General features: G+C 73.3%; 25 protein-coding genes. 10 read left to right on the forward strand and 15 right to left on the reverse strand.

What is annotated here, in order from left to right:
- The first annotated feature begins 158 nt into the window (after window positions 1-158).
- Window positions 159-1484 carry an MFS transporter gene (locus K353_RS08260; protein WP_111552925.1) on the forward strand — a complete coding sequence of 442 codons (1326 nt, stop codon included), beginning with the start codon at window positions 159-161 and terminating at the stop codon, window positions 1482-1484.
- A 26-nt stretch (window positions 1485-1510) separates the two neighbouring features.
- Here K353_RS08260 and K353_RS08265 read toward each other — a convergent pair whose 3' ends face one another.
- The 9 genes from K353_RS08265 to K353_RS08305 all read right to left on the reverse strand — a co-directional run bounded on the left by K353_RS08265 (window position 1511) and on the right by K353_RS08305 (window position 9015).
- Entirely contained in the window at window positions 1511-2083 is a 573-nt protein-coding gene (locus K353_RS08265) for a hypothetical protein (RefSeq protein ID WP_146616426.1), read from the reverse strand.
- Window positions 2084-2220: 137 nt separating this feature from the next.
- Window positions 2221-2508: a metal-sulfur cluster assembly factor gene (locus tag K353_RS08270; protein ID WP_051817190.1), complete on the reverse strand. Its 288-nt coding sequence runs from the start codon at window positions 2506-2508 to the stop codon at window positions 2221-2223.
- A gap of 139 nt (window positions 2509-2647) precedes the next feature.
- Window positions 2648-3100, reverse strand: a complete 453-nt coding sequence (sufU, locus tag K353_RS08275) for a Fe-S cluster assembly sulfur transfer protein SufU (RefSeq protein WP_100840242.1) — start codon at window positions 3098-3100, stop codon at window positions 2648-2650.
- Between the two features lie 11 nt (window positions 3101-3111).
- Window positions 3112-4374 (reverse strand): cysteine desulfurase, encoded by a 1263-nt coding sequence (locus K353_RS08280; protein ID WP_100840243.1) that lies wholly within the window; start codon window positions 4372-4374, stop codon window positions 3112-3114.
- Window positions 4371-5135, reverse strand: a complete 765-nt coding sequence (gene sufC, locus K353_RS08285; protein WP_111552927.1) for a Fe-S cluster assembly ATPase SufC — start codon at window positions 5133-5135, stop codon at window positions 4371-4373. The genes K353_RS08280 and sufC overlap by 4 nt, the downstream gene beginning before the upstream one ends.
- A 6-nt stretch (window positions 5136-5141) precedes the next feature.
- The gene (locus tag K353_RS08290; RefSeq protein ID WP_111552928.1) at window positions 5142-5459 is read right to left on the reverse strand and encodes a non-heme iron oxygenase ferredoxin subunit; all 318 of its coding nucleotides are present in this window, start codon (window positions 5457-5459) and stop codon (window positions 5142-5144) included.
- Window positions 5456-6688: a Fe-S cluster assembly protein SufD gene (sufD, locus tag K353_RS08295; RefSeq protein ID WP_111552929.1), complete on the reverse strand. Its 1233-nt coding sequence runs from the start codon at window positions 6686-6688 to the stop codon at window positions 5456-5458. Before sufD ends, K353_RS08290 begins: the two co-directional genes overlap by 4 nt.
- Before the next feature lie 60 nt (window positions 6689-6748).
- Window positions 6749-8161 carry a Fe-S cluster assembly protein SufB gene (gene sufB, locus K353_RS08300; protein ID WP_100840246.1) on the reverse strand — a complete coding sequence of 471 codons (1413 nt, stop codon included), beginning with the start codon at window positions 8159-8161 and terminating at the stop codon, window positions 6749-6751.
- Window positions 8158-9015, reverse strand: coding sequence for a metalloregulator ArsR/SmtB family transcription factor (locus K353_RS08305; protein WP_199528038.1), 858 nt, complete (start codon window positions 9013-9015; stop codon window positions 8158-8160). The genes sufB and K353_RS08305 overlap by 4 nt, the downstream gene beginning before the upstream one ends.
- A gap of 124 nt (window positions 9016-9139) precedes the next feature.
- Here K353_RS08305 and K353_RS08310 point away from each other — a divergent pair, with 124 nt between their 5' ends.
- The 3 genes from K353_RS08310 (at window position 9140) to K353_RS08320 (ending at window position 11874) form a co-directional block, all read left to right on the forward strand.
- Window positions 9140-10057 (forward strand): ABC transporter ATP-binding protein, encoded by a 918-nt coding sequence (locus K353_RS08310; RefSeq protein WP_111552930.1) that lies wholly within the window; start codon window positions 9140-9142, stop codon window positions 10055-10057.
- Window positions 10054-10824, forward strand: a complete 771-nt coding sequence (locus K353_RS08315; protein ID WP_111552931.1) for an ABC transporter permease — start codon at window positions 10054-10056, stop codon at window positions 10822-10824. The genes K353_RS08310 and K353_RS08315 overlap by 4 nt, the downstream gene beginning before the upstream one ends.
- Window positions 10825-10908: 84 nt before the next feature.
- Window positions 10909-11874 (forward strand): heme A synthase, encoded by a 966-nt coding sequence (locus K353_RS08320; protein WP_111552932.1) that lies wholly within the window; start codon window positions 10909-10911, stop codon window positions 11872-11874.
- Window positions 11875-12038: 164 nt separating this feature from the next.
- Here the strand turns inward: K353_RS08320 and K353_RS08325 are convergent, their stop codons facing one another.
- Together K353_RS08325 and K353_RS08330 are read right to left on the reverse strand one after the other, a co-directional pair.
- Window positions 12039-12371: a hypothetical protein gene (locus K353_RS08325; RefSeq protein ID WP_111552933.1), complete on the reverse strand. Its 333-nt coding sequence runs from the start codon at window positions 12369-12371 to the stop codon at window positions 12039-12041.
- Window positions 12372-12380: 9 nt separating this feature from the next.
- On the reverse strand, window positions 12381-13640 hold the full coding sequence (locus K353_RS08330) for an FAD-dependent monooxygenase (protein WP_111552934.1): 1260 nt from the start codon (window positions 13638-13640) through the stop codon (window positions 12381-12383).
- 123 nt (window positions 13641-13763) lie between these two features.
- On the opposite strand from K353_RS08330, the gene K353_RS08335 reads away from it, so the two are divergent.
- Window positions 13764-14408 carry a DUF2461 domain-containing protein gene (locus tag K353_RS08335; protein ID WP_111552935.1) on the forward strand — a complete coding sequence of 215 codons (645 nt, stop codon included), beginning with the start codon at window positions 13764-13766 and terminating at the stop codon, window positions 14406-14408.
- Between the two features lie 26 nt (window positions 14409-14434).
- Here K353_RS08335 and K353_RS08340 read toward each other — a convergent pair whose 3' ends face one another.
- Window positions 14435-15379 (reverse strand): heme o synthase, encoded by a 945-nt coding sequence (locus K353_RS08340; RefSeq protein ID WP_100840699.1) that lies wholly within the window; start codon window positions 15377-15379, stop codon window positions 14435-14437.
- Window positions 15380-15780: 401 nt separating this feature from the next.
- Here K353_RS08340 and tkt point away from each other — a divergent pair, with 401 nt between their 5' ends.
- The 5 genes from tkt (at window position 15781) to pgl (ending at window position 22626) form a co-directional block, all read left to right on the forward strand.
- Window positions 15781-17877: a transketolase gene (gene tkt / locus K353_RS08345; protein WP_111552936.1), complete on the forward strand. Its 2097-nt coding sequence runs from the start codon at window positions 15781-15783 to the stop codon at window positions 17875-17877.
- Between the two features lie 96 nt (window positions 17878-17973).
- Window positions 17974-19116, forward strand: coding sequence for a transaldolase (gene tal / locus K353_RS08350; RefSeq protein ID WP_111552937.1), 1143 nt, complete (start codon window positions 17974-17976; stop codon window positions 19114-19116).
- Window positions 19117-19187: 71 nt separating this feature from the next.
- Window positions 19188-20747: a glucose-6-phosphate dehydrogenase gene (zwf, locus tag K353_RS08355; RefSeq protein ID WP_111553029.1), complete on the forward strand. Its 1560-nt coding sequence runs from the start codon at window positions 19188-19190 to the stop codon at window positions 20745-20747.
- Window positions 20744-21889: a glucose-6-phosphate dehydrogenase assembly protein OpcA gene (gene opcA / locus K353_RS08360; RefSeq protein WP_111552938.1), complete on the forward strand. Its 1146-nt coding sequence runs from the start codon at window positions 20744-20746 to the stop codon at window positions 21887-21889. Before zwf ends, opcA begins: the two co-directional genes overlap by 4 nt.
- The gene (gene pgl / locus K353_RS08365) at window positions 21886-22626 is read left to right on the forward strand and encodes a 6-phosphogluconolactonase (RefSeq protein WP_111552939.1); all 741 of its coding nucleotides are present in this window, start codon (window positions 21886-21888) and stop codon (window positions 22624-22626) included. The genes opcA and pgl overlap by 4 nt, the downstream gene beginning before the upstream one ends.
- A 98-nt stretch (window positions 22627-22724) precedes the next feature.
- On the opposite strand, the gene K353_RS08370 is transcribed toward pgl, so the two are convergent.
- From K353_RS08370 to tpiA, 3 genes are all read right to left on the reverse strand, one after another.
- Window positions 22725-23012, reverse strand: coding sequence for an RNA polymerase-binding protein RbpA (locus K353_RS08370; RefSeq protein ID WP_014138616.1), 288 nt, complete (start codon window positions 23010-23012; stop codon window positions 22725-22727).
- A 162-nt stretch (window positions 23013-23174) separates the two neighbouring features.
- On the reverse strand, window positions 23175-23408 hold the full coding sequence (gene secG, locus K353_RS08375) for a preprotein translocase subunit SecG (protein ID WP_100840258.1): 234 nt from the start codon (window positions 23406-23408) through the stop codon (window positions 23175-23177).
- An 87-nt stretch (window positions 23409-23495) separates the two neighbouring features.
- Window positions 23496-24281: a triose-phosphate isomerase gene (gene tpiA, locus K353_RS08380; RefSeq protein WP_111552940.1), complete on the reverse strand. Its 786-nt coding sequence runs from the start codon at window positions 24279-24281 to the stop codon at window positions 23496-23498.
- Window positions 24282-24285 lie beyond the last annotated feature (4 nt).

Genomic DNA, 24285 nt, shown 5'->3' on the forward strand with positions numbered 1-24285 from the left:
GGCGACGCGCACCACCCCCGCGCGCACGCCCCGGGACCCGGAGCGACGGCGCTCCGCACTCCACGTACCACGTGCACACCCGCACCGTCCGACCCGTGCCGCCGCACCCCGGCCCGGCCGTGCCCGACGGTGCCCGGCCACTCCAGGAGACCCCTGCCATGGCGGACCTCTCCCCCGCCGGCCCCGGCCTGAGCACCGCTCAGTACGCCGACCGCCGACTGTCGGAGGCCCTGCTTCCGCTGGAACTCGCGCCCCGCAAGCAGCTCCAGCTCGCCGCGATCAGCCGCTGGAACGCGCTGCGCGGCATCCGCGTCGGCCTGGTGGCCGCCGCCCTGCTGCTGATGCTGATCGGCGCGAACCTCGCCACCCCGCTCTACCCGGTGCTCCAGCAGCGCCTGGGCCTGGGCCCGCTGGACACCACGGTCCTGTTCACCGTCTACGTGTTCGCGCTCGTCCCGGTGCTGGCCGCGGTCGGCCACTGGTCGGACCACCTGGGGCGGCGCGCCCTGATCCTGCCCGCGGTGGCGCTGGCCGCCGCCGGGGACGCGGTGTTCGCCACCGCCGGCTCGTTCTGGCAGCTGGCCGCCGGACGGGCCGTCCAGGGCGTCGCGGTCGGGCTGTCCACGGGCGCGGCGGGCGCCGCCCTCGGCGACCTGCTGCCGGACCGGCCCACCCTGGCCGCCAAGCTCACCCTGGCCTGCTCGGCGGGCGGCGTCGCGCTCGGCCCGCTGGTCGGCGCCGCGCTCACCGACGACGCGAAGCCGCTGCTCGGCCCGTTCCTGCCGCACGCGGTCGCGCTGCTGGCGCTGTGCGTGCCGCTCGCCCTGGTGCACCCGCGGATGCCCGGCCCGTTCCGGCCCCCGGCCTCCCCGCCGCGCGTCACCACCCCGGCCCACCTGCGGCCCCGGCGGCTGCGGCTGCCGCGCGCCGGGCGCCGCGAGTTCCTGCTGGCCGCCGCCGCGGGCTTCGTCTCCTACGCGGTCTTCGGGGTCTACCTGGCGCTCGCCCCGGCCTTCTCCGCGACCCTGCTGCACACCCGCTCCCCGCTGGCGGGCGCGGCCGTCGCCGCGCTGCTGCTCGGCTCCTCGGCCGCCGCGCAGCTGCTCGTCCCGCCCACCTCCGACCGGGTGGTCGTGGCGGCCGCCCTGACCGGCCTGGCCGCCGGGCTCGGCCTGCTCACCACGGCCGCCGCGACCGGCACCCCGGCGCTGCTGTTCGTCGGCAGCGTGCTGGCCGGCGCCTGCCAGGGCGTGGCGTTCCGCTCCCTGTTCACCGCCGCGGTCGCCGCCCTCGACCCGGCCCGGCGCGGCAGCGAGCTCTCCGCCCTCTGGGTGATCGTCTACCTGGGCTCCTCCGCCCCGATCATCGCCGTCGGCGCCCTCACCCGCGCCTACGGCCTGCTCCCCGCCGTCACCGTCTTCGCCCTCACCGCCGCCACCGCCGCCCTCGCCCTGGCGGGCGCGGTGCTGCGCCGCCGGGGCTGACCGCGGCGGCACGGGCCTCCCGGGCGTCAGCGCCGCGGCGCGTCGCCCACGGCGCGGCCGGGGGCGAGGAGCAGGTCCATCGCGGAGCCGGCGATCTCCAGGGCCGTGCCGGCGTCCGCGTCCAGGACGCCGTCGCGCAGGCCGGCGGGCGGGTCCGGGCTCGCGGCGGCGGCAGGCGTGCCGACGGGGCGGGCGGCGGTGGCGGTCGCAACCGGACGGGGACGGGTCCGCTTCCCTGCCGAGGCCGAGGCGGAGGGGGAGGCGGCCGGCCTGGAAACCGGCCCCGGGGCAGAACTCGAAGCCGGTCCCGGAGCGGGGGAGGAGGCAGCGGCAGGAACGTCCGGAGCGGGCGGCACCTCCGGCGCGGCGGAGCCGGTGGCCGCCGGAGCCCCGGTCGCGGCGACCGCCGCCGGACCGCCGTCCTTCCCGCCGTCCGCGAGGCCGAGCACGGCCGCGCCGCCCCCGCCGACCAGGGCGAGCGCCCCGGCCGCCGCCCCGGCGATCCGCAGCCGCCCGCGCCGCCGCCGCTCGCGCGCGTGCCGCTCGGCCATCGCGGCCCAGTCCGGCTGCCCGTGCCCGTCATCCGACCCGAAACCCATGGTCCGGCAGTCTAGTTCGGCCCGGGACCCCGGAATTCCCCGAACCGGCACCGGCATCGACACCGGAACCGGCACCGGAACGGCAAGGGGCGGGAACCCGAAGGTTCCCGCCCCTTTGCCGTGCCGGTGCCGACCGCTCAGACGTTGAAGCCGAGCGCGCGCAGCTGGTCGCGGCCCTCGTCGGTGATCTTGTCGGGGCCCCACGGCGGCATCCAGACCCAGTTGATCCGCAGGTCCTTGACCAGGCCGTCGGTGGCGGTGCGGGCCTGGTCCTCGATCACGTCGGTGAGCGGGCAGGCCGCGGAGGTCAGCGTCATGTCGACGGTGGCGGTGTCGTCCGCGTCGATGTGCAGGCCGTAGATCAGGCCCAGGTTGACGACGTCGATGCCCAGCTCGGGGTCGACGACGTCCATCAGGGCCTCCATGAGGTCCTCGGTGGAGACCGTCCCGGCGCTGGTGAACGCCCCCGGGGTCTCGGACTCCGCGGCCGCGGCGTCGGCCGCGGGGGCCTCGGCCTCGGTGGTGGTGTCGTTCTCGCTCATGAATCCAGTGTCCTAACGGGCGTCAGTCGGTGAGGGGAGGCTGGCCGCCGAGCGCCTTGGCGGTGGCGTCCTTCCAGGCCATCCAGCTGAGCAGGGCGCACTTGACCCGGGCCGGGTACTTGGAGACCCCGGCGAAGGCGACCGCGTCCTCCAGCACCTCCTCGTCGCCCTCGGACTGGCCCTTGCTCTGCATCAGTTCGAGGAAGGCCTCCTGGATCTGCTGCGCCTCGCCGACCGGCTTGCCGACCACCAGGTCGTTGAGCACGGAGGCGGAGGCCTGGCTGATCGAGCAGCCCTGCGACTCGTAGGAGACGTCGGCGACGACCGCGCCGTCGAGCCGCACCCGCAGGGTGATCTCGTCGCCGCAGGTCGGGTTGACGTGGTGCACCTCGGCGTCGCCGTCCCGCAGCCCCTTGCCGTGGGGGTTGCGGTAGTGGTCCAGGATGATCTCCTGGTACATCGAGTCGAGCTTCATGGCAGCCGTCCTCAGCCGAAGAAGTTGCGGACGTGGTGGAGGCCGTCGATCAGCGCGTCCACCTCGCCGGGCGTGGAGTACAGGTAGAACGACGCCCTGGTGGTCGCCGGAATTCCGTACCGCAGGCAGACCGGCCGCGCGCAGTGGTGGCCGACCCGGACCGCGATGCCCTGCTCGTCCAGCACCTGGCCGACGTCGTGCGGGTGGATGTCGCCGAGCGTGAAGGAGATCGCCGCGCCGCGGTCGACGGCCGTGCGGGGGCCGATGATCCGCAGGTCGGGCACCTCGTTCAGGCGCTCGATGGCGTACGCGGTGATCGCGTGCTCGTGGGCGGCGATCCGGTCCATGCCGATCTCGGACAGGTAGTCGATGGCCGCGCCGAGCCCGACCGCCTGGGCGATCGGCGGGGTGCCGGCCTCGAACTTGTGCGGGGCGGGCGCGTAGGTGGACGAGCCCATCGTCACGGTCTCGATCATCTCGCCGCCGCCGAGGAACGGCGGCAGGTCCTCCAGCAGCTCCTGGCGCCCCCAGAGCACGCCGATGCCGGTGGGGCCGACCATCTTGTGCCCGGTGAAGGCGACGAAGTCGGCCTCCAGCGCCTGCACGTCCAGCACCATGTGCGGGGCGGCCTGCGAGGCGTCGATGGCGACCAGCGCGCCGACCGACTGCGCCTTGCGGACGATCGCGTCGACCGGGTTGACGGTGCCCAGCAGGTTGGAGACCAGCGTGAAGGAGACGATCTTCGTCTTCTCGGTGATCAGCTCGTCGATGTTCGACAGGTCGAGCCGGCCGTCGTCGGTGAGCGAGAACCACTTCAGCTTCGCGCCGGTGCGCTGCGCGAGCAGCTGCCACGGCACGATGTTGGAGTGGTGCTCCATCTCGGTGATCACGATCTCCGAGTCGGCGTCGACCTTGTACGGCTCGTCGGCCCAACCCAGCATGTTGGCCACGAGGTTGAGCGACTCGGAGGCGTTCTTGGTGAAGATCACCTCGTTGCGGCTGGGCGCGTTGACGAAGGCCGCGACCTTGTCCCGGGCGCCCTCGTACAGCGCGGTGGCCTCCTCGGCCAGCACGTGGACGCCGCGGTGGACGTTGGCGTTGTGCTGCTCGTAGTAGGCGTTCAGCGCCTCCAGCACCTGGCGCGGCTTCTGCGAGGTCGCCGCGTTGTCCAGGTAGACCAGGGGCCGGCCGTCGTGCAGCTGCCGGGACAGGATCGGGAAGTCCTTGCGGATCGCGTCCGTGTCGAGGAGTCCGGTCAGATGGGAGTGGGTCACTCTGAAGCGCCGCCCTTCACGTAGCTCTCGTAGCCCTCTTCCTCCAGCTTGTCGGCGAGCTCGGCGCCGCCGGACTCGACGATCCTGCCGCCTGCGAAGACGTGCACGTGGTCGGGCTTGATGTAGCGCAGGATGCGGGTGTAGTGGGTGACCAGCAGGGTGCCGACCTCGCCGGTCGAGCGGACCCGGTTGATGCCCTCGGAGACGACCCGCAGCGCGTCGACGTCCAGGCCGGAGTCGGTCTCGTCGAGGATGGCGATCTTCGGCTTGAGCAGTTCCAGCTGGAGGATCTCGTGGCGCTTCTTCTCGCCGCCGGAGAAGCCCTCGTTGACGTTGCGCTCGGCGAACGCCGGGTCCATCTGCAGGCCGGCCATCGCCTCCTTGACCTCCTTGACCCACAGCCGCAGCTTGGGGGCCTCGCCGCGGACGGCGGTGGCGGCGGTGCGCAGGAAGTTGGAGACCGAGACGCCGGGGACCTCGACCGGGTACTGCATGGCCAGGAACAGGCCGGCCCGGGCGCGCTCGTCGACGGACATCTCCAGCACGTCCTCGCCGTCCAGCAGCACCTGGCCGCCGGTGACGGTGTACTTGGGGTGGCCGGCCAGCGAGTAGGCCAGGGTCGACTTGCCGGAGCCGTTCGGACCCATGATCGCGTGGGTCTCGCCCTGCTTGACCGTCAGGTCGACGCCGCGCAGGATCTCCCGCGGGCCGCCCTCAGCGTTGACGGTGACGTGCAGGTCGCGGATTTCAAGCGTTGCCATGGGTACTCAGTTCTCCTGGTTGACGGAGACGAGCACATCGTCCCCTTCGATCTTTACGGGGTAGACGGCGACCGGCCTGGTCGCGGGCAGCCCGGACGGCTTGCCGGTGCGCAGGTCGAAGCTGGAGCCGTGCAGCCAGCACTCGATCATGCAGTCCTCGACCTCGCCCTCGGACAGCGAGACGTTGGCGTGCGAGCAGGTGTCGTTGATCGCGAACACGCCCTCGTCGGTGCGGACGACCGCCACCGGGACGCCGTTCAGCTCGACCTTCTTGGGCACGTCCTCCTGGAGGACGCTCAGCGCGCAGGCCCGGACGTAGCTCATGCCACGGTCGCTTCCAGCTCGGCCTCGATCTTCTCCAGCAGCCGGTCCTGGATCTCGGCGACGCCGATCTGCTGGACCAGCTCGGCGAAGAAGCCGCGCACCACCAGGCGGCGGGCCTCGTCGGCCGGGATGCCGCGGGACTGCAGGTAGAACAGCTGCTCGTCGTCGAAGCGGCCGGTCGCGGAGGCGTGGCCGGCGCCGACGATCTCGCCGGTCTCGATCTCCAGGTTCGGCACCGAGTCGACCCGGGCGCCGTCGGTGAGCACCAGGTTGCGGTTGAGCTCGTAGGTGTCGGTGCCCAGCGCGGCGGCGCGGATCAGCACGTCGCCGATCCACACCGCGTGCGCGTCCTGGCCCTGGAGCGCGCCCTTGTAGGCGACGTTGGAGCGGCAGTGCGGGGTGTCGTGGTCGACGACCAGGCGGTGCTCCAGGTGCTGCCCGGCGTCCGCGAAGTACAGGCCGAACAGCTCGGCCTCGCCGCCGGGGGCGGCGTAGTTGACACGCGGGTGCAGGCGCACCACGTCGCCGCCGAAGGTGACGACCACCGACTTGAACGAGCCGTCCCGGCCGACCAGCGCGTTCTGCTGGGCGACGTGGACCGCGTCGCGCTCCCAGTCCTGGACCGAGACGAAGGTCAGCTTGGCGCCGTCGCCGACCAGCAGGTCGACGTTGGCGGCCCGGGTGCCGGTGCCGGTGTGGTTGAGCACCACGACGGCCTCGGCGAACGGCTTGACCTCGACCACCAGGTGGGCGAAGCGGACGCCGCCCTCGCCGTGCACGTCGATCCGGACCGGCTCGGTGAGCGCGGTCTCCTTCGGGACGGTCACCACCAGGGCCTGCTCGAAGGCGCTGAACGCCTGCGCGGCGACCCGGTCCACCGGGGTGCCGGCCTTGCCGACCCGGGCGTCGTCCCGGCCGACCAGCTCGGAGGTGACGCCCTCCGGCAGGCCCAGCTCGATCTTGTCCTCGCCGGCGGCCGCCTCGGCGGCCTTGCCGTCGTGCAGCCCGGCGAGGCGGTGCAGCGGGGTGAACCGCCAGTCCTCCTCGCGGCCGGTGGGCACCGGGAAGTCGTCGACGTCGAAGGACGGCTTGACCGCGACCCGGGCGTCGATCGGCTGCCGGACGGTGTCGCGCCCGGTGCCCGGGCCGGCGAGCTGCGCGCCGGCGCCGGCGGTTCCGACCTCGATCGAGCCGGCGGTGGTGGAGCCGGGGGTGTTCTGCTCAGCCATGGCTGTTCGTGTTGCTCTCTTTCGGGAATGGTCGACGGACGGGCGGGGGCTGACGGTGCGTCAGCCGACCGCGCCCTCCATCTGCAGCTCGATCAGCCGGTTCAGCTCCAGCGCGTACTCCATCGGCAGCTCGCGGGCGATCGGCTCGACGAAGCCGCGGACGATCATCGCCATCGCCTCGAACTCGGTCATGCCCCGGCTCATCAGGTAGAACAGCTGGTCCTCGGAGACCTTGGAGACGGTCGCCTCGTGGCCCATCGACACGTCGTCCTCGCGGACGTCCACGTACGGGTAGGTGTCCGAGCGGGAGACGGTGTCCACCAGCAGCGCGTCGCACAGCACGTTGGACTTGGCGCCCTTGGAGCCCTCGCCGATCTCGATCAGGCCGCGGTAGGAGGTCCGGCCGCCGCCGCGCGCCACCGACTTGGAGACGATGTTGGAGGAGGTGTTCGGCGCCATGTGGACCATCTTCGCGCCGGCGTCCTGGTGCTGGCCCTCGCCCGCGAAGGCGATCGACAGCGTCTCGCCCTTGGCGTGCTCGCCCATCAGGTAGACGGCCGGGTACTTCATGGTGACCTTGGAGCCGATGTTGCCGTCGATCCACTCCATGGTCGCGCCCTCGTACGCCACGGCGCGCTTGGTGACCAGGTTGTAGACGTTGTTCGACCAGTTCTGGATGGTCGTGTAGCGGCAGCGGCCGCCCTTCTTGACGATGATCTCGACCACCGCGGAGTGCAGCGAGTCCGAGGAGTAGATCGGCGCGGTGCAGCCCTCGACGTAGTGGACGTAGGCGTCCTCGTCGACGATGATCAGCGTCCGCTCGAACTGGCCCATGTTCTCGGTGTTGATCCGGAAGTAGGCCTGGAGCGGGATATCCACGTGCACGCCCTTCGGCACGTAGATGAACGAGCCGCCGGACCACACCGCGGTGTTCAGCGCGGCGAACTTGTTGTCGCCGGCCGGGATGACGGTGCCGAAGTACTCCTTGAAGAGCTCCGGGTGCTGCTTGAGCGCGGTGTCGGTGTCCAGGAAGATGACGCCCTGCTCCTCCAGGTCCTCGCGGATCTGGTGGTAGACGACCTCGGACTCGTACTGGGCGGCCACGCCGGCGACCAGGCGCTGCTTCTCCGCCTCCGGGATGCCCAGCTTGTCGTAGGTGGCCTTGATGTCGGCGGGCAGGTCCTCCCAGGACTCGGCCTGCTTCTCGGTGGAGCGCACGAAGTACTTGATGTTGTCGAAGTCGATGCCCGACAGGTCGGAGCCCCAGGTCGGCATGGGCTTCTTGCCGAACAGCTTGAGGCCCTTGAGGCGGAGGTCGAGCATCCACTCGGTCTCGTTCTTCTTCGCCGAGATGTCGCGGACCACGTCCTCGCTCAGGCCGCGCTTGGCGGCGGCGCCGGCGGTGTCCGAGTCGGCCCAGCCGTACTCGTACGTGCCCAGGCCTTCGAGCTCGGGGTGTGCGATGTCAGTCATGCGAGGTTCCTCCGCGCGGACGAGCCGTTCTCGATGGGGGACGTACCGGCAGTCGGCGCGGCACCGGGCGTCCGGGGGGACGACGGTGCGGCACCGGATGCCGGCACATACGTGGTGCAGACCCCGTCGCCGTGGGCGATGGTGGCCAGCCGTTGCACATGGGTACCCAGAAGCTGCGAGAAGACCTCGGTCTCCGCCTCGCAGAGCTGCGGGAACTGCTCGGCGATGTGCGCGACCGGGCAGTGGTGCTGGCAGAGCTGGGCGCCCGCCGGTGCGGCGGGCGCAGCGGCGGCGGGCGGAACGCGCCGCACCGTGGCAGCGTACCCGTCGGCACTGAGCGCCTCGGCCAGTGCCTCGGCGCGCTGTTCGGCGCCGGCCTGGTCGAGGGCGTCCCGGTACTTGAGGCCCTGCTTGGCGAGCCGGGCCCGGGCGAAGGCGGCGACCGCCTCCTCGCCCGCGCTGCCGCCGCCGGCCGCGTCCGAGATCCAGCGCAGCGCGTCGGCGGCGAGCTGGTCGTACGCCTGGTAGAAGGCGCTGCGGCCGCTGTCGGTGAGGGCGAACACCTTGGCCGGACGGCCGCGGCCGCGGCTGCCGTGGACCCGCTGCTCGCGGGACTCCACCAGCCCGGCGGCGGCCAGGCCGTCCAGGTGGCGGCGGACCGCGGCGGAGGTCAGGCCGAGGCGGCCGGCCAGGTCGGCGGCCGAGGACGGCCCGTGGTCCAGGATCGAACGGGCGACCCGGTCCCGGGTCGCCCGGTGGCCCTCGGCGAGGGCCTCCGAGGCCGCCGCGGGCACGGCACAGCCGGGAGCCTCGGGCTCCCGGTCCTGGGCGTCGTGCTCGCGGATGTTTTTCACAACACGATTGTTGCTTAATTCGTCCGGCGGAGACAAGCCGTGACCCACGCCTCACCGGTGTCGTCCATCACGAAAGGCAAGCCTTACCTGAAAGGGGCCGTGAGCTGCTCCTAGACTCGCCGCTATGCATGCAGACCCCGCCGTCGAGGTGACCGGACTGGTCAAGCGGTACGGCGACAAGACCGCCGTGGACGGGCTGAGCCTGGCCATCGCCCGCGGTACCGTCACGGCGGTGCTGGGCCCCAACGGGGCCGGCAAGACCACCACGATCGAGACCTGCGAGGGCTACCGCCGCCCCGACGCGGGCACCGTCCGGGTGCTGGGGCTGGACCCGGTGGCGCAGGCCGGGCGGCTCAAGCCGCGGATCGGCGTGATGCTCCAATCGGGGGGCGTGTACGCCGGGGCGCGCGCCCTCGAAATGCTCCGGCACACTGCCGCGCTGTACGCGGACCCGCTGCCGGTCGGCCCGCTCGCCGAGCGCCTGGGCCTCGACTCCTGCGGCCGCACCCCCTACCGCCGGCTCTCCGGCGGCCAGCAGCAGCGCCTGGCCCTGGCGATGGCCGTGGTCGGCCGCCCCGAGCTGGTCTTCCTGGACGAGCCCACCGCCGGCCTCGACCCGCAGGCCCGGCGCGCCACCTGGGAGCTGGTCGCCGAGCTGCGCGCGGCCGGCGTCACCGTCGTCCTCACCACCCACCTGATGGACGAGGCCGAGCAGCTCGCCGACGACGTCGCGATCGTCGACCGCGGCCGGGTGATCGCCCAGGGCTCCCCCGACGAGCTGCGCGGCGCCGACGCCCTGCTGCGCTTCGACGGCCCGCCCGGCCTCGACCTGGCCGCGCTGCGCAAGGTGCTGCCCGACCGCGCCGCCGTCACCGAGCCCGCCCCCGGCTCCTACCGGGTCGAGGCCGAGCTCGACGCCGCCCTGCTCGCCGCCGTCACCGGCTGGTGCGCCGCGGCCGGGGTGATGCCCGACAAGCTCGCGGTCCAGCGGCGCAGCCTCGAAGACGTCTTCCTCGACCTGACCGGACGTGACCTGCGATGACCGCCACCGACCTCACCCCCCGCCCGGGCGCCGCCCCGGTCGGCCGGATGCTGCTCGCGCAGACCGCCCTGGAGACCAGGATGCTGCTGCGCAACGGCGAGCAGCTGCTGCTCACCGTGGTCATCCCGACCGTGCTGCTGGTGCTGTTCTCCGCGGTCGACGTGGTCGCCGTGGACGGCCCGGGCAAGCGGGTCGACTTCCTGGCCCCGGGCCTGCTGGCGCTGGCGGTGATGTCCACCGCGTTCACCGGGCAGGCCATCGCCACCGGCTTCGAGCGCCGCTACGGCGTGCTCAAGCGGCTGGGCGCCACTCCGCTGCCGCGCTGGGCGCTGCTGGCCGCGAAGACCGGCTGCGTGCTGGTCACCGAGCTGCTCCAGGTGCTGCTGCTGTCCGCGATCGCGCTGGCGCTGGGCTGGTCCCCGCACGGGAACCCGCTCTCCGTGCTGCTCCTGCTGGTGCTGGGCACCGCCGCGTTCTCCGGCCTGGGCCTGCTGATGGCGGGCACCCTGCGGGCCGAGGCCACGCTGGCCGGGGCCAACCTGGTGTTCGTCCTGCTGCTGCTGGCCGGCGGCGTGGTCGTCCCGCTGTCGCGGTTCCCGGACGCGGTGCGGCCGGTGCTGGAGCTGCTGCCGATCTCGGCGCTCTCCGACGGCCTGCGCTCGGTCCTCCAGCTCGGCGGCGGCGTGCCCTGGTCCGACCTCGGCGTGCTGGCCAGCTGGTCGGTGCTGGGCCTGGCCGCCGCGGCCCGGTTCTTCCGCTGGGAGTGACGCCCGCCACCGGCCGCCGGGAGTGACGCGCGGCACCGTTCTCCCGGGGCCGGGGCGCCGCGTAAGCCCGCCTACGATGGTCCGGTGACCAACCCGCTCTCCCTCCTCGCCGACCGCTGGCACCCGACCACCCGGACCGTCCGCCGGGCGGCGCTGACCGCGCTGGTGATGAGCGTGGTGATCGTGGTGACCGGCGGCGCCGTCCGGCTGACCGCCTCCGGCCTGGGCTGCACCACCTGGCCGCGCTGCACCGGCGAGAGCCTGACGCCGACGCCCGAGATGGGCCTGCACGGCGTCATCGAGTTCGCCAACCGGATGCTCACCTACGTGCTGTGCGCGGCGGTCGGCTGGTTCATCCTGGCGGCCCGCTGCGCCAAGCCGTGGCGGCGCCCGCTGACCAGGCTCGGCTGGGCGCAGTTCTGGATGGTGATGAGCAACTCGGTGCTGGGCGGCATCACCGTCCTCACCGGCCTGAACCCGTACATCGTGGCGGCGCACATGGTGGCCGCGATGGGCCTGGTCTGGGTCGCGGTGCTGTCCTGGGAGCGCGCCGGGGAGGGCGACGGCCGGCCGCGCGCCCTGGTCGCCGAACCGATCCGGCGGCTGGCCCGGGTGCTGGTGGCGGTGATCGGCCTGCTGGTGCTGGCCGGCACGCTGGTCACCGGGGCGGGCCACCACCCGGGGGCCTCCTCCAAGGACGGCGAGCCGGTGCACCGCATCCCGGTCGACTACGACCGCCTGGTCCAGGCCCACGCCGACCTGGTGTTCCTCTCGGTCGGCCTGACGCTGGCCGCGCTGCTGGTGTTCGCCGCGGTCAAGGCCCCGCCGGCCGCCCGGGCCCGGGTGCGGGAGCTGTTCGTCCTGCTGCTGCTCCAGGGCGTGCTCGGCTTCGTGCAGTACTTCACGGACGCGCCGGAGCTGATGGTCGGCCTGCACATGCTGGGCGCCGCGCTGGTCTGGGCCGCCGCGCTGCGCGTCCCGCTGGCGCTGCGCAGCCGGGCCGGCGTGCCCGCGCAGGCCGGCGCCCCGGCCGCCGAACTGGTCGGCTGACCCGCGCCACCACCCGTCCCGGCGCCCGCCCGCACGGACCGCGCCGGACCGGCCCGGAGCCGCCGGACCGACCGCTCCGGCCGCGCCGAGAACGCGCAGGAGCGCGGACGGCCGTCCGCGCTCCTGCGAAGGCTTCCCCGTCCCGGGCGGACGGCCCCGGCCGGTCAGACCTGGATGCCCGCCATCCGCTTCCACTCGTACGGGCCGGTCCGCACCTTGAGGCCCAGCTCGCTGTCGAACTCGTCGTGCAGGGTGAGCCCGGCGAGCTCGGCGGCCCGCAGGCCGATCGCGTGGCTCGGCGCGACCTGGTCGCCCCAGGTGCCGTCGGCGCCGACCAGGACGATCCGGGTGGCGATGGAGCCGACGTACTCGACGACGCCCTCGGCGCTGCCGCCGTGCTGCGCGGCGAAGCTGCTGAGGTGCTTGGCAATGCGCTTGGCGCGGCGCTCGGCGCGGGCGTCCGGCGCGGTGGTGGTGGCGGTCTCCGCGGTGGTCATGCCCGCATGCTACCGACCGGTAGCGCAGCTGGCGACGGCAGCGCGCTGTGCCGGCGGCCACACGCCCGCCGCGGGCAGCTCGCCGGCCCCCGCGTAGGCCCGGGCGAACTCGGCCGCCTCCGGGCCGGGCCGGGCGATCCGGCGGATCCGCTCCAGCCGCAGCCGCAGCGCGAACTCGCGCTGTTCGGGCGGCAGCCCGGCGGGCAGGTGCAGCAGGTCGAGCAGCCGGTCGGAGAACTCCTGGGTGCGCCAGGCCGCCGCCAGCCGGCGCTCCTGGTAGCCCTCCAGCGCCGCCCCGCCGCCCTCGCCCCCGCCGCCCTGGGCGCGCAGCTCCGCCAGCAGCGCCCCGGCCAGGTCGGCGGCGTCGGCGACCGCCGAGTTGAGGCCCTTGGCGCCGGACGGGGTGACGGTGTGCGCGGCGTCCCCGGCCAGCAGCAGCCGCCCGTGCCGCATCCGGCGGGCGACCCGGCCGCGCATCCGCAGCACCCCGGTCTCCAGCAGCTCCCCGGGCCGCGGGTCGCCGCCGCCGCGGCCGAGCCGCCGGACCAGCTCGGCCCGGATCCGGTCCGGCGGCCACCCCTCGACCCGCTCCCCCGCGGGCACCTCCAGGTAGAACCGCCCGACGTCGGCGGTGCGCGGCATCATCCCGGCGTACCCGTCCGCGTGCACCGCGTACCGCACCGCCGCCACCGGCCGGTCGATCCGGGCCAGCACCGTCAGCCAGTCGTACGGGTAGCGCCGCTCCGGGCCCGCCGCGCCGTCCGGGAAGGCGGCGGCGACCACGCCGCGCGCGCCGTCGCAGCCGACCGCGTACCGGGCCCGCAGCTCGCCGCCGGCGGTGCGCAGCACCGGGTGCCCGGCGCGGTCCGGCGCCACCGCCAGGACCGGCGAGCCGAAGGCGATCGTGCCGCCGTCGCGCTCGTAGGCGGCGATCAGGTCGCGCACCAGCAGCTGCTGCGGGTACACCCAGTGCCGCACCCCGCCGGAGAGCGCGCCGTAGTCGACCACCACCCGCTCGCCCAGGCAGCTGATCTCGCACCGGCCGTGCCGCTCGCCCTCCGCGGCCAGCCGGTCGGCCAGGCCGAGCGCGCGCAGGTACTCGACCACCCGGTGCTCCAGCACCCCGGCCCGGGCGGTGGCCTCCAGCTCGGCCCGGGACAGCCGCTCGTGCACCGCCGCGTCCACCCCGGCCCGGCGCAGCGCGTGCGCGAGGACCAGCCCGGCGGGCCCGGCGCCGACGATCGCGACGGTGGCGGTGCGGGGCGTCATCGGCGGCCTCCAGCTGCTCCCCGCGCGCCCGGTGCGCCCGGCGGTCGCCTGGCAACCTAACACTGACGCGGCGTCAGCCCGCCGCCGGGCGGCGGCGCCCGGACGGGGGTGAATACTGTCCGGGTGAACGATTTCCGTGGCTGGCCGGCCGAGGCGCTGGAGTTCTACGAGCACCTGGAGGCCGACAACTCGAAGACCTTCTGGGCCGCGCACCGCGCGGTGTACGACGAGGTCGTGCGGCCCCCGATGGAGGCGCTGCTGGCCCGGCTGGAGCCGGAGTTCGGGCCGGGGAGGATCTTCCGGCCGCACCGGGACGTCCGGTTCTCGGCCGACCGGTCCCCGTACAAGACGCACATCGGCGGGTCCCTGGAGTCCGGCGGCTACGTGCAGCTGTCCGCCGACGGGCTGGCCTGCGGGCTGGGCTACTACCGGCTGGCGAGCGACCAGTTGGCGCGCTACCGGGCCGCGGTGGCCGAGGACGTGCCGGGGGCCGAGCTGGAGCGGGTGGTGGCCGGCGTCCGGGCGGCCGGGCCGCAGGTGGTCGGGCGGGACAGCCTGAAGACCGCGCCGCGCGGCACCGCCAGGGACCACCCGCGGATCGAACTGCTGCGCCACAGGGGCCTGGTCGCCTGGCAGGAGTGGGAGCCCGCGGCCTGGCTGGGCACCGCGCGGGCGTACGGCCGGATCACCGGCTTCCTGCACGCGGCGGCGCCGCTGCACGCCTGGCTGGAGAACCACGTCGGCCCCAGCGAGCTTCCGCCGCGCTGAGGCCGAGGGGGTGTGCGGGAGGGGCGTCAGCCCACGAAGGGGTCGATCGCCACGACCAGGAACAGCAGGGTCAGGTAGGTGATCGACCAGTGGAACAGCCGCATCTCCTTGAGCTTGGCGCCCACGATGCCGGCCTTCGCGCGCGACTGGAGGGCGTAGGCCTCCTTCATCCACAGCGCGCCGAGGACGGCGGCGGTGGCCGGGTACAGCCAGCTGGTGTGCGCGGCGGGCCACAGCAGCAGCGAAGTCGCCACCATCACCCAGGAGTAGGCGACGACCTGCCGGGCGACGCCGATGTTGCCGCGGATCACCGGCAGCATCGGCACGCCGGCCTTGGCGTAGTCGTCGCGGACCTTCATCATCAGCACCCAGGTGTGCGGCGGCGTCCAGAAGAACACCACCAGGAACAGCACCACGGCCGCCCAGGACAGCGAGTCCGTCACCGAGGACCAGCCGACCAGCACCGGCATGCAGCCGGCGATGCCGCCCCAGACCACGTTCTGCGAGGTGCGCCGCTTGAGGCCCAGGGTGTAGACGAACACGTAGAACAGCAGGGCGCCCAGGGCGAGCGCCGAGGAGAGCCAGTTGACCAGCAGGCCGAGCCAGAGGGTGGAGACCGCGGCCAGCACGACGCCGAAGACCAGCGCCTCGCGCGGGGAGACCATGCCGGTGACGATCGGGCGCCGCTCGGTGCGCGACATCACCGCGTCGATGTCGCGGTCGATGTACATGTTGAGCGCGTTGGCGCCGCCCGCCGACAGGTAGCCGCCGACCACCACCGCGAGCACCCGCCACAGGTTGGGCACCCCGCCCTGGGCCAGGAACATCACCGGGACCGTGGAGATCAGCAGCAGTTCGATGATCCGGGGCTTGGTGAGGGCCACGAAGGCCCCGACGCGGGCCCCGAACGGCCGGGGCGCGGTCCTCGTCCCTACCACCACCCCAGCGGGGCGGGATTCGACGGCGGTCACGGACACCTCAACAGTCGATGAACTTCCACAGGCGACCCGGAGACCCGCAGGGTGCCCGCCGTCCGCTCTGCGCGTACCACGCAACCATAGACGTTCCATATCTCCCGATCCGCCCCGGGGTCCCCCGGCGAGCCGCGTCCGCTCCCGTCCCGCCCCTCGGACGGGCAAACCCTCCCTGGAGGGGTGAAGGTAGGACAGACGAGTTGACGGCCCGGCAGGGGGAATGCGACGCCTCGGGCCCACGTTGCCCGGCACAGAGGGTGAGGTGCCCCGCTAACGGTAGGCTCGCACAGAGAAGCGGGATCAACCCTCCGTGATCGGCACCAGCCACAGCGGCGTGGCCGACCGGTCCCCTTCACGGGGTCACACTTCACCGAATCCGGAAGGAGCCCTGAGTCAGGGTGAGCACCACGCGGAACGTTTTTGAGTGGAGCGAGTTGGACCAGCGGGCCGTGGACACGGCCCGGGTCCTGGCCATGGACGCCGTGCAGAAGGTGGGGAACGGACACCCCGGCACCGCCATGTCCCTGGCCCCCGCCGCCTATCTGATCTTCCAGCGCCTCCTGCGCCACGACCCGACCGACCCGGCCTGGGTCGGCCGCGACCGCTTCGTGCTCTCCCCCGGGCACACCTCCCTCACGCTGTACACCCAGCTGTTCCTGTCCGGCTACGGGCTGTCGCTGGACGACCTGAAGTCCTTCCGGGTCGCCGGCAGCCGCACCCCCGGCCACCCGGAGCACGGCCACACCGCCGGCGTCGAGACCACCACCGGCCCGCTCGGCCAGGGCATCGGCAACGCGGTCGGCATGGCGATGGCGGCCCGCTACGAGCGCGGCCTGTTCGACCCGGAGGCCGCGGCCGGCGCCTCGCCGTTCGACCACACGGTCTGGGCGATCGTCTCCGACGGCGACCTGGAGGAGGGCGTCTCGGCCGAGGCGTCCTCGCTGGCCGGCCACCAGAAGCTGGGCAACCTGGTCGCGCTCTACGACGACAACCACATCTCGATCGAGGGCGACACCGAGACCGCCTTCTCCGAGGACGTGCTGGCCCGCTACGAGGCGTACGGCTGGCACGTCCAGCGGGTCGCCCCGAAGGCCGACGGCGACATCGACGTGCCCGCCCTGGCCAAGGCCCTGGAGGCCGCCCGGGCCGAGACCGGCAAGCCGTCGATCGTCGCGATGCGCACCATCATCGCCTGGCCCGCGCCGAACGCCCAGAACACCGGCAAGGCGCACGGCTCGGCCCTCGGCGACGCCGAGATCGCCGCCACCAAGAAGGTGCTGGGCTTCGACCCGGACAAGACCTTCGAGGTCACCGACGAGGTCCTCGCCCACACCCGCGAGGTGGTCGAGCGCGGCCAGCACGCCCGCGCCGCGTGGGAGGGCCGGTTCGCCGACTGGCGCGCCGCGCACCCGAAGCAGGCCGCCGCGTTCGACCGGATCCAGTCCGGCGAGCTGCCCGACGGCTGGGAGAAGGCCGTCCCGGTCTTCCCGGCCGGCAAGGACGTCGCCACCCGCAAGGCCTCCGGCGACACCCTGAAGGCGCTCGGCAAGATCGTCCCCGAGCTGTGGGGCGGCTCCGCCGACCTCGCCGAGTCGAACCTGACCACCATCGACGAGGAGTCGTCCTTCCTCCCGGAGGGCAACGCGCTCAAGAGCGCCTCCCCGTACGGCCGGACGATCCACTTCGGCATCCGCGAGCACGCCATGGGCTCGATCATGAACGGCATCGCGCTGCACGGCCGCACCCGGATCTACGGCGGCACCTTCCTGGTGTTCTCCGACTACATGCGACCGGCGGTCCGGCTCGCCGCCCTGATGAAGCTGCCGGTCACCTACGTCTGGACGCACGACTCGATCGGCCTCGGCGAGGACGGCCCGACCCACCAGCCGATCGAGCACCTGGCCGCGCTGCGCGCCATCCCCGGCCTGGCCGTGGTCCGCCCGGCGGACGCCAACGAGACCGCCGTGGTGTGGCGCACCGTGCTGGAGCGGTACACCAGCCACCCCGGCCCGGTCGGCCTGGCGCTGACCCGGCAGGGCGTGCCGACCTTCGACCGCGAGGTGTTCGGCTCGGCCGAGGGCGCGGCCAAGGGCGGCTACGTGCTGGCCGAGGCCGGCGGCGGCGTGCCGAAGGTCATCCTGATCGGCACCGGCTCCGAGGTGCAGATCGCCGTGGCGGCCCGCGAGGTGCTGGAGGCCGAGGGCGTCCCGACCCGGGTGGTCTCGCTGCCCTCGGTGGAGTGGTTCCGCGAGCAGGACCAGTCCTACCAGGACAGCGTGCTGCCGCCCGACGTCAAGGCCCGGGTCTCGGTCGAGGCGGGCATCGCCCAGGGCTGGCGCGAGCTGGTCGGCGACGCCGGCCGGATCGTCAGCCTGGAGCACTTCGGCGCCTCCGCCGACTACAAGGTGCTGTACGAGGAGTTCGGCCTCACCGCCGAGGCGGTCACCACCGCCGCCCGCGCCTCGCTGCGCACGGTCGAAGCCGTCTCGCGCTGACGCGCTGACCCGCCCGGCCCGGGGTATCCGCACTGCCCCGGGCCGGCGCCCCGGACTCCCCCAGACGTACGAGAAGAAGAAGAGGGACTGAGCACCATGACCGACGCATTGAACCGCCTCAGCGAAGAAGGCGTGGCGATCTGGCTCGACGACCTGAGCCGCGAGCGCCTGAACTCCGGCAACCTGGCCGAGCTGGTGCAGGAGAAGCACGTCGTCGGCGTCACCACCAACCCGACCATCTTCCAGAAGGCCATCGGCGGCGGCAGCACCGCCTACGACGGCCAGTTGACCGACCTCGCGGTGCGCGGCGTCACCACCGAAGAGGCCGTCCGCATGATCACCACCTCGGACGTCCGGGACGCCGCCGACGTGCTGCGCCCGGTCTACGACGCCTCCAACGGCCGCGACGGCCGGGTCTCCATCGAGGTCGACCCGCGCCTGGCGCACCGCACCGACGCCACGGTGGCCGAGGCCAAGCAGCTCTGGTGGCTGGTCGACCGCCCGAACGTGCTGATCAAGATCCCCGCCACCATGGGCGGCCTGCCCGCGATCAGCCAGGTGCTCGCCCGGGGCATCAGCGTCAACGTCACGCTGATCTTCTCGCTGGAGCGCTACAAGGCCGTCATCGACGCCCACCTGGCCGGCCTGGAGCAGGCCAAGGCCGCCGGCCTGGACCTCTCGCAGATCGAGTCGGTCGCCTCGTTCTTCGTCTCCCGGGTCGACACCGAGATCGACAAGCGGCTGGACGGCGTCGGCACCGCCGAGGCCAAGGAGCTGCGCTCGAAGGCCGCGCTGGCCAACGCCCGCCTCGCCTACCAGGCGTACGAGGAGGTCTACGGCTCGGTCGACGGCGGCAAGCCCGCCTCGGCCCGCTGGGCGGCCCTGGAGGCGGCCGGCGCCAAGCCGCAGCGCCCGCTGTGGGCCTCCACCGGCGTCAAGGACCCGAACCTGCCGGACACCCTGTACGTGACCGAGCTGGTCGCCCCGGGCACCGTCAACACCATGCCCGAGGCCACCCTGGACGCCACCGACGACCACGGCGAGGTCACCGGCGACACCATCACCCCGAACTACGCCGACGCCAAGGCCGTGCTCGACGCGATCGCCGCCGCGGGCGTGGACTACGACGACGTGGTCCAGGTGCTGGAGGACGAGGGCGTGCAGAAGTTCGAGGCGTCCTGGACCGAGCTGCTCGACACCGTCAGCGCGGCGCTCGCCGAGCACGACAAGAAGAACTGACCCCTGCTCACGAACTGACGCAACGGAGAGCGGAGCACACCACAGTGAGCAACACCCAGCCGTACCCGGACGTGGAGGGCACGGAGCCGGCCGCGGGCGACACCCCGGACCGGCCCGTCAACCCGCTGCGCGACCCCGCCGACCGGCGGCTGCCGAGGATCGCCGGCCCGTCCGGCCTGGTGATCTTCGGGGTCACCGGCGACCTCTCGCGCAAGAAGCTGATGCCGGCGGTCTACGACCTCGCCAACCGCGGTCTGCTGCCGCCGGGCTTCTCGCTCGTCGGCTTCGCCCGCCGCGAGTGGGAGGACGAGGACTTCGCCAACGAGGTGCACGACGCCGTCAAGGAGCACGCCCGCACGCCCTTCCGCGAGGAGGTCTGGGAGCAGCTCGCCAAGGGCATGCGCTTCGTCCAGGGCGACTTCGGCGACGACGACGCCTTCGACACCCTGCGCCGCACGATCGAGGACCTCGACCGGGCGCAGGGCACCGGCGGCAACTTCGCGTTCTACCTGTCGGTGCCGCCGAAGTTCTTCCCGACCGTGGTCCAGCAGCTCAAGAAGCACGGCCTGACCGACCCGCCGCCGGGCTCCTGGCGCCGGGCGGTGATCGAGAAGCCGTTCGGCCACGACCTGGCCAGCGCCCAGGAGTTGAACCGGATCGTCCACGAGGTCTTCCCCCGGGACGAGGTCTTCCGGATCGACCACTACCTGGGCAAGGAGACCGTCCAGAACATCCTGGCGCTGCGCTTCGCCAACCAGATGTTCGAGCCGATCTGGAACCGGTCGTACGTCGACCACGTGCAGATCACCATGGCCGAGGACATCGGCATCGGCGGCCGGGCCGGCTACTACGACGGCATCGGCTCCGCCCGCGACGTCATCCAGAACCACCTGCTCCAGCTGATGGCGCTGACCGCCATCGAGGAGCCGGCGTCCTTCCACCCGAAGGCGCTGGTCGCCGAGAAGCTGAAGGTGCTCAGCGCCGTCAAGCTCCCCGCCGACCTGGGCGAGCACACCGTGCGCGGCCAGTACGCGGCCGGCTGGCAGGGCGGCGAGGAGGTGCTCGGCTACCTGGACGAGGACGGCATCGACCCCGAGTCCAAGACCGACACCTTCGCCGCCATCAAGCTGGAGATCAACAACCGCCGCTGGGCGGGCGTCCCGTTCTACCTGCGCACCGGCAAGCGGCTGGGCCGCCGGGTCACCGAGATCGCGGTGGTCTTCCAGCGGGCCCCGTACCTGCCGTTCGACTCCTACGCCACGGAGGAGCTCGGCCAGAACGCCCTGGTGATCCGGGTCCAGCCGGACGAGGGCGTCACCGTGCGGTTCGGCTCGAAGGTCCCCGGCACCGCGCTGGAGGTCCGCGACGTCACGATGGACTTCGCCTACGGCGAGTCCTTCACCGAGTCCAGCCCGGAGGCGTACGAGCGCCTCATCCTGGACGTCCTGCTCGGCGACGCGAACCTCTTCCCGCGGCACCAGGAGGTCGAGCTGTCCTGGCAGATCCTCGACCCGATCGAGCAGTACTGGGAAGCCAACGGCAAGCCCGCGCAGTACCCGGCCGGCACCTGGGGCCCGGTCGAGGCGGACGAGATGCTCGCACGAGACGGCAGGAGCTGGCGCCGGCCATGAAGATCGACCTGACGGACACCACGTCCAGCAAGATCAACGCAGCCCTGATGAACGCCCGGCGGGAGAGCGGCTCGACCGCCGCCGGCATGGTGCTGACCCTGGTGATCGTGACGGACGAGGGCAGCGCGTACGACGCGCTCAAGGCCGCCAACGACGCCTCCCGCGAGCACCCCTCGCGCATCCTGGCCGTCATCAAGCGGGCCGGGCGCTCGCCCCGCGCCCGGGCCGAGACCCGGCTCGACGCGGAGATCCTGGTCGGCACCGACGCGGGCAGCGGCGAGACGGTCATCCTGCGCATGCACGGCGAACTCGCCGCGCACGCCCAGTCCGTGGTGCTGCCGCTGCTGCTGCCGGACGCCCCCGTGGTGGTCTGGTGGCCGGACAACGCGCCGCTCAACCCGGCCCAGGACCCGCTCGGCGCGCTCGCCCAGCGGCGGATCACCGACGCGGTGACCGCCGAGTCCCCGGTCGGCCAGCTCGCCCAGCGGGCGGCCGGCTACACCCCCGGCGACACCGACCTCGCCTGGACCAGGATCACCGGCTGGCGCTCCATGCTGGCCGCCGCCCTGGACCAGCGCGACGTCACGATCACCGGCGCGGTGGTCGAGGGCGAGTCCTACAACCCCAGCGTCGAACTGCTCGGCCTGTGGCTGAACAACCGGCTGCGCGTCCCGGTCGAGCGGGTCGTCACCGGCGGCCCCGGCATCACCGCGGTGCGGCTGCGCACCGAGGACGGCGACATCACGCTCGACCGCCCCGACGGCCTGCTCGGCACGCTCTGCATGCCCGGCGCGCCCGACCGGATGGTCGCCCTCAAGCGCCGCGACACCGCCGAGCTGATCGCCGAGGAGCTGCGCCGCCTCGACCCCGACGACATCTACGCCACCGCCGTCCGCACCCCGGTCGACCGGCTGCGCGAGCGGATCGCCGGAGTCGAGCACGCGGGCCCCGGCGGCACCGTGGAGGCCGCGGCCCCCGCGGCCGCGGAACCGGACGCCAAGGTCGTCGAGGCCGCCGTCGCCGCCCCGGCCCGGGTCAGCGCCAAGCTGCCCGGCAAGGCCGCCCCGGCCAAGGAGGCGGCCCCCGCCAAGAAGGCCGCGACGGCCAAGAAGACCGCCCCGCGCAAGCGGAGCGGCCAGTGAGCACCGACCTGGTCCTGGTCCACCGGGACGCGGCGCTGCTCGCCCAGGCCGCCGCCGCCCGGCTGCTCACCGCCGCGGCCGACGCCCAGGCCGCCCGCGGCACCGCGCACCTGGTGCTCACCGGCGGCCGCAACGGCAACGCCCTGCTGGCCGCGCTCGCCGCCCACCCGGCGCGCGACGCGGTCGACTGGGCGCACGTCGACCTGTGGTGGGGCGACGAGCGCTACCTCCCGGCCGACGACCCGGAGCGCAACGCCGTCCAGGCCGCCGCGTTCCTGGACGCCGTCCGGCCGCTCGGCGCCCGGGTGCACGAGATGCCCCCGGCCGACGGCACCACCACCGCCGAGCGGGCCGCCGAGCAGTACGCCGCCGAACTGGCCGCGGCCGCCGCCCCCGGCGAGCGGCTGCCGCTGTTCGACGTCCTGCTGCTGGGCGTCGGCCCGGACGCGCACGTCGCCTCGCTCTTCCCCGGCCACCCCGGCACCGGGCGGAGCGACGGCACGGTCATCGCCGTCCACGACTCCCCCAAGCCCCCGCCCACCCGCCTCTCCCTCACCCTCCCCGCCCTGCACCACGCCCGCCAGGTGTGGCTGCTGGCCGCCGGCGAGGACAAGGCCGACGCGGTCGCCCTGGCCCGCACCGCCCCCGGCGCCACCACGGCCCCGGCCGGCGCGGTCACCGGCACCGAGCGGACCCTGTGGCTCCTCGACGAGCGGGCGGCGGCCGAGCTCGGCTGACGCACCGGCGCGGAGACCGGCGCGGAGCAGGAAAGGAGCCGCCCACCCGGAGGACTTCCCGGGTGGGCGGCTCTTCTCGTACCGGCCTGCCGGTGCGCTCAGATCTCGCCGCGCAGCTTGGCCAGCGCCTCGGCGAGGATCGCCTCGCCGTCGGCGTCGGTGCGGCGCTCGCGGACGTAGGCGAGGTGGGTCTTGTAGGGCTCGTTGCGGGCCGGGGCGGGCGGGTTGTGCTCGTCCTGGCCGGCGGGGAAGCCGCAGCGCGGGCAGTCCCAGGTGTCCGGGATCGCCGCCTCGGCGGCGAAGCTGGGGCGGGTCTCGTGCTTGTTGGCGCACCAGAAGGAGATGCGGTTGCGCGGGGCGGATTCACCGCGCTCCGCCTCGCCCATCGGGCCGGCGCCGACTCGGCTGCCTCGGATCGCGTTGCCACTTGCCACGGTCTGACTCCCTGCGTGCTGGTGCCGTCCGGCCGCGGCTGGGCGGACGGTGGCGAAGTCGTCCTAGTGTAAGCGCGAGTTAAGCCGGCGCCACCATCGCCCGCCGACTTCCTGTCAGTTGTTCTTGAGCAGCAGCCCGAGCACCACGATGCACGCGAACCACGAGATCCCGAGGATCACGGTGATGCGGTCGAGGTTGCGCTCGGCCACCGCGGAGCCGCCACCGGTCGAGGCCGCGCCGCCGCCGAACATGTCGGACAGGCCGCCGCCCTTGCCCTTGTGCAGCAGCACCAGCAGGATCAGCAGCACGCTGAGGACGATCAGAGCAATCTCGAACCCGAGAACCACGACGGACCAACTCTCTCGAATCTTCGGCGAAGGGGCCGGGCCCGCTCCTCGCGGTCCGGCCCCAAAGCCTACGTTGCTGCAGTGGCGTTAGCCTACTGCCTGCTCACGGTAGCGCACGATCTTGACGAACTCGTCGGCGTCCAGGGAGGCGCCGCCGATCAGGCCGCCGTCGACGTCGGGCTTGGCCATCAGGCCGGCCGCCGACGAGGACTTCACCGAACCGCCGTACAGCACGCGGACCTTGCCGGCCAGCTCGGCGCCGTACAGCTCGGCGAGCCGGGCCCGGATCGCGCCGCAGACCTCCTGCGCGTCCTCGGGGGTGGCCACCTCGCCGGTGCCGATCGCCCAGACCGGCTCGTACGCGACGACGATGCTCTCGGCGTCCGAGGCCGGGACGCCGTCGAGGGCGCCGTCGAGCTGGGCCAGGGTGTGCGCGACGTGGGTGCCGGCCTTGCGGATCTCCAGCGGCTCGCCGATGCACAGGATCGGGGTGATCCCGTTGCGGTAGGCGGCCTTCACCTTGGCGTTGACGATCTCCTCGTTCTCGCCGTGGTACTGGCGGCGCTCGGAGTGTCCGATCACCGCGTAGGCGACCTTGAGCTTGGCCAGCATCGGGCCGGAGACCTCGCCGGTGTAGGCCCCGCCGTCGTGCTGCGAGATGTCCTGCGAGCCGTACTTGAGCTTCAGCTTGTCGCCGTCGACCAGGGTCTGCACCGAGCGCAGGTCGGTGAACGGGACCAGGACGGCGACCTCGACGGCCTCGTAGTCCTTGTCGGCCAGCGAGAACGCCAGCTTCTGGGTGTGCTGGATGGCCTCGAGGTGGTCGAGGTTCATCTTCCAGTTGCCCGCCATCAGCGGGAGACGCTCAGTCATGTCT

This window comes from Kitasatospora sp. SolWspMP-SS2h, assembly GCF_003259315.1.
GTDB classification, from domain to species: Bacteria; Actinomycetota; Actinomycetes; order Streptomycetales; family Streptomycetaceae; genus Kitasatospora; species Kitasatospora fiedleri.

Bases quoted from the DNA above. Each gene is read 5' to 3' on its own strand.
- K353_RS08260 (WP_111552925.1), top strand. From the start codon at position 159: ATGGCGGACCTCTCCCCCGCCGGCCCCGGCCTGAGCACCGCTCAGTAC.
- K353_RS08265 (WP_146616426.1), bottom strand. From the start codon at position 2,083: ATGGGTTTCGGGTCGGATGACGGGCACGGGCAGCCGGACTGGGCCGCG.
- K353_RS08270 (WP_051817190.1), bottom strand. From the start codon at position 2,508: ATGGAGGCCCTGATGGACGTCGTCGACCCCGAGCTGGGCATCGACGTC.
- sufU (WP_100840242.1), bottom strand. From the start codon at position 3,100: ATGAAGCTCGACTCGATGTACCAGGAGATCATCCTGGACCACTACCGC.
- sufC (WP_111552927.1), bottom strand. From the start codon at position 5,135: ATGGCAACGCTTGAAATCCGCGACCTGCACGTCACCGTCAACGCTGAG.
- K353_RS08290 (WP_111552928.1), bottom strand. From the start codon at position 5,459: ATGAGCTACGTCCGGGCCTGCGCGCTGAGCGTCCTCCAGGAGGACGTG.
- sufD (WP_111552929.1), bottom strand. From the start codon at position 6,688: ATGGCTGAGCAGAACACCCCCGGCTCCACCACCGCCGGCTCGATCGAG.
- sufB (WP_100840246.1), bottom strand. From the start codon at position 8,161: ATGACTGACATCGCACACCCCGAGCTCGAAGGCCTGGGCACGTACGAG.
- K353_RS08310 (WP_111552930.1), top strand. From the start codon at position 9,140: ATGCATGCAGACCCCGCCGTCGAGGTGACCGGACTGGTCAAGCGGTAC.
- K353_RS08315 (WP_111552931.1), top strand. From the start codon at position 10,054: ATGACCGCCACCGACCTCACCCCCCGCCCGGGCGCCGCCCCGGTCGGC.
- K353_RS08325 (WP_111552933.1), bottom strand. From the start codon at position 12,371: ATGACCACCGCGGAGACCGCCACCACCACCGCGCCGGACGCCCGCGCC.
- K353_RS08330 (WP_111552934.1), bottom strand. From the start codon at position 13,640: ATGACGCCCCGCACCGCCACCGTCGCGATCGTCGGCGCCGGGCCCGCC.
- tal (WP_111552937.1), top strand. From the start codon at position 17,974: ATGACCGACGCATTGAACCGCCTCAGCGAAGAAGGCGTGGCGATCTGG.
- opcA (WP_111552938.1), top strand. From the start codon at position 20,744: ATGAAGATCGACCTGACGGACACCACGTCCAGCAAGATCAACGCAGCC.
- K353_RS08370 (WP_014138616.1), bottom strand. From the start codon at position 23,012: ATGGGCGAGGCGGAGCGCGGTGAATCCGCCCCGCGCAACCGCATCTCC.
- tpiA (WP_111552940.1), bottom strand. From the start codon at position 24,281: ATGACTGAGCGTCTCCCGCTGATGGCGGGCAACTGGAAGATGAACCTC.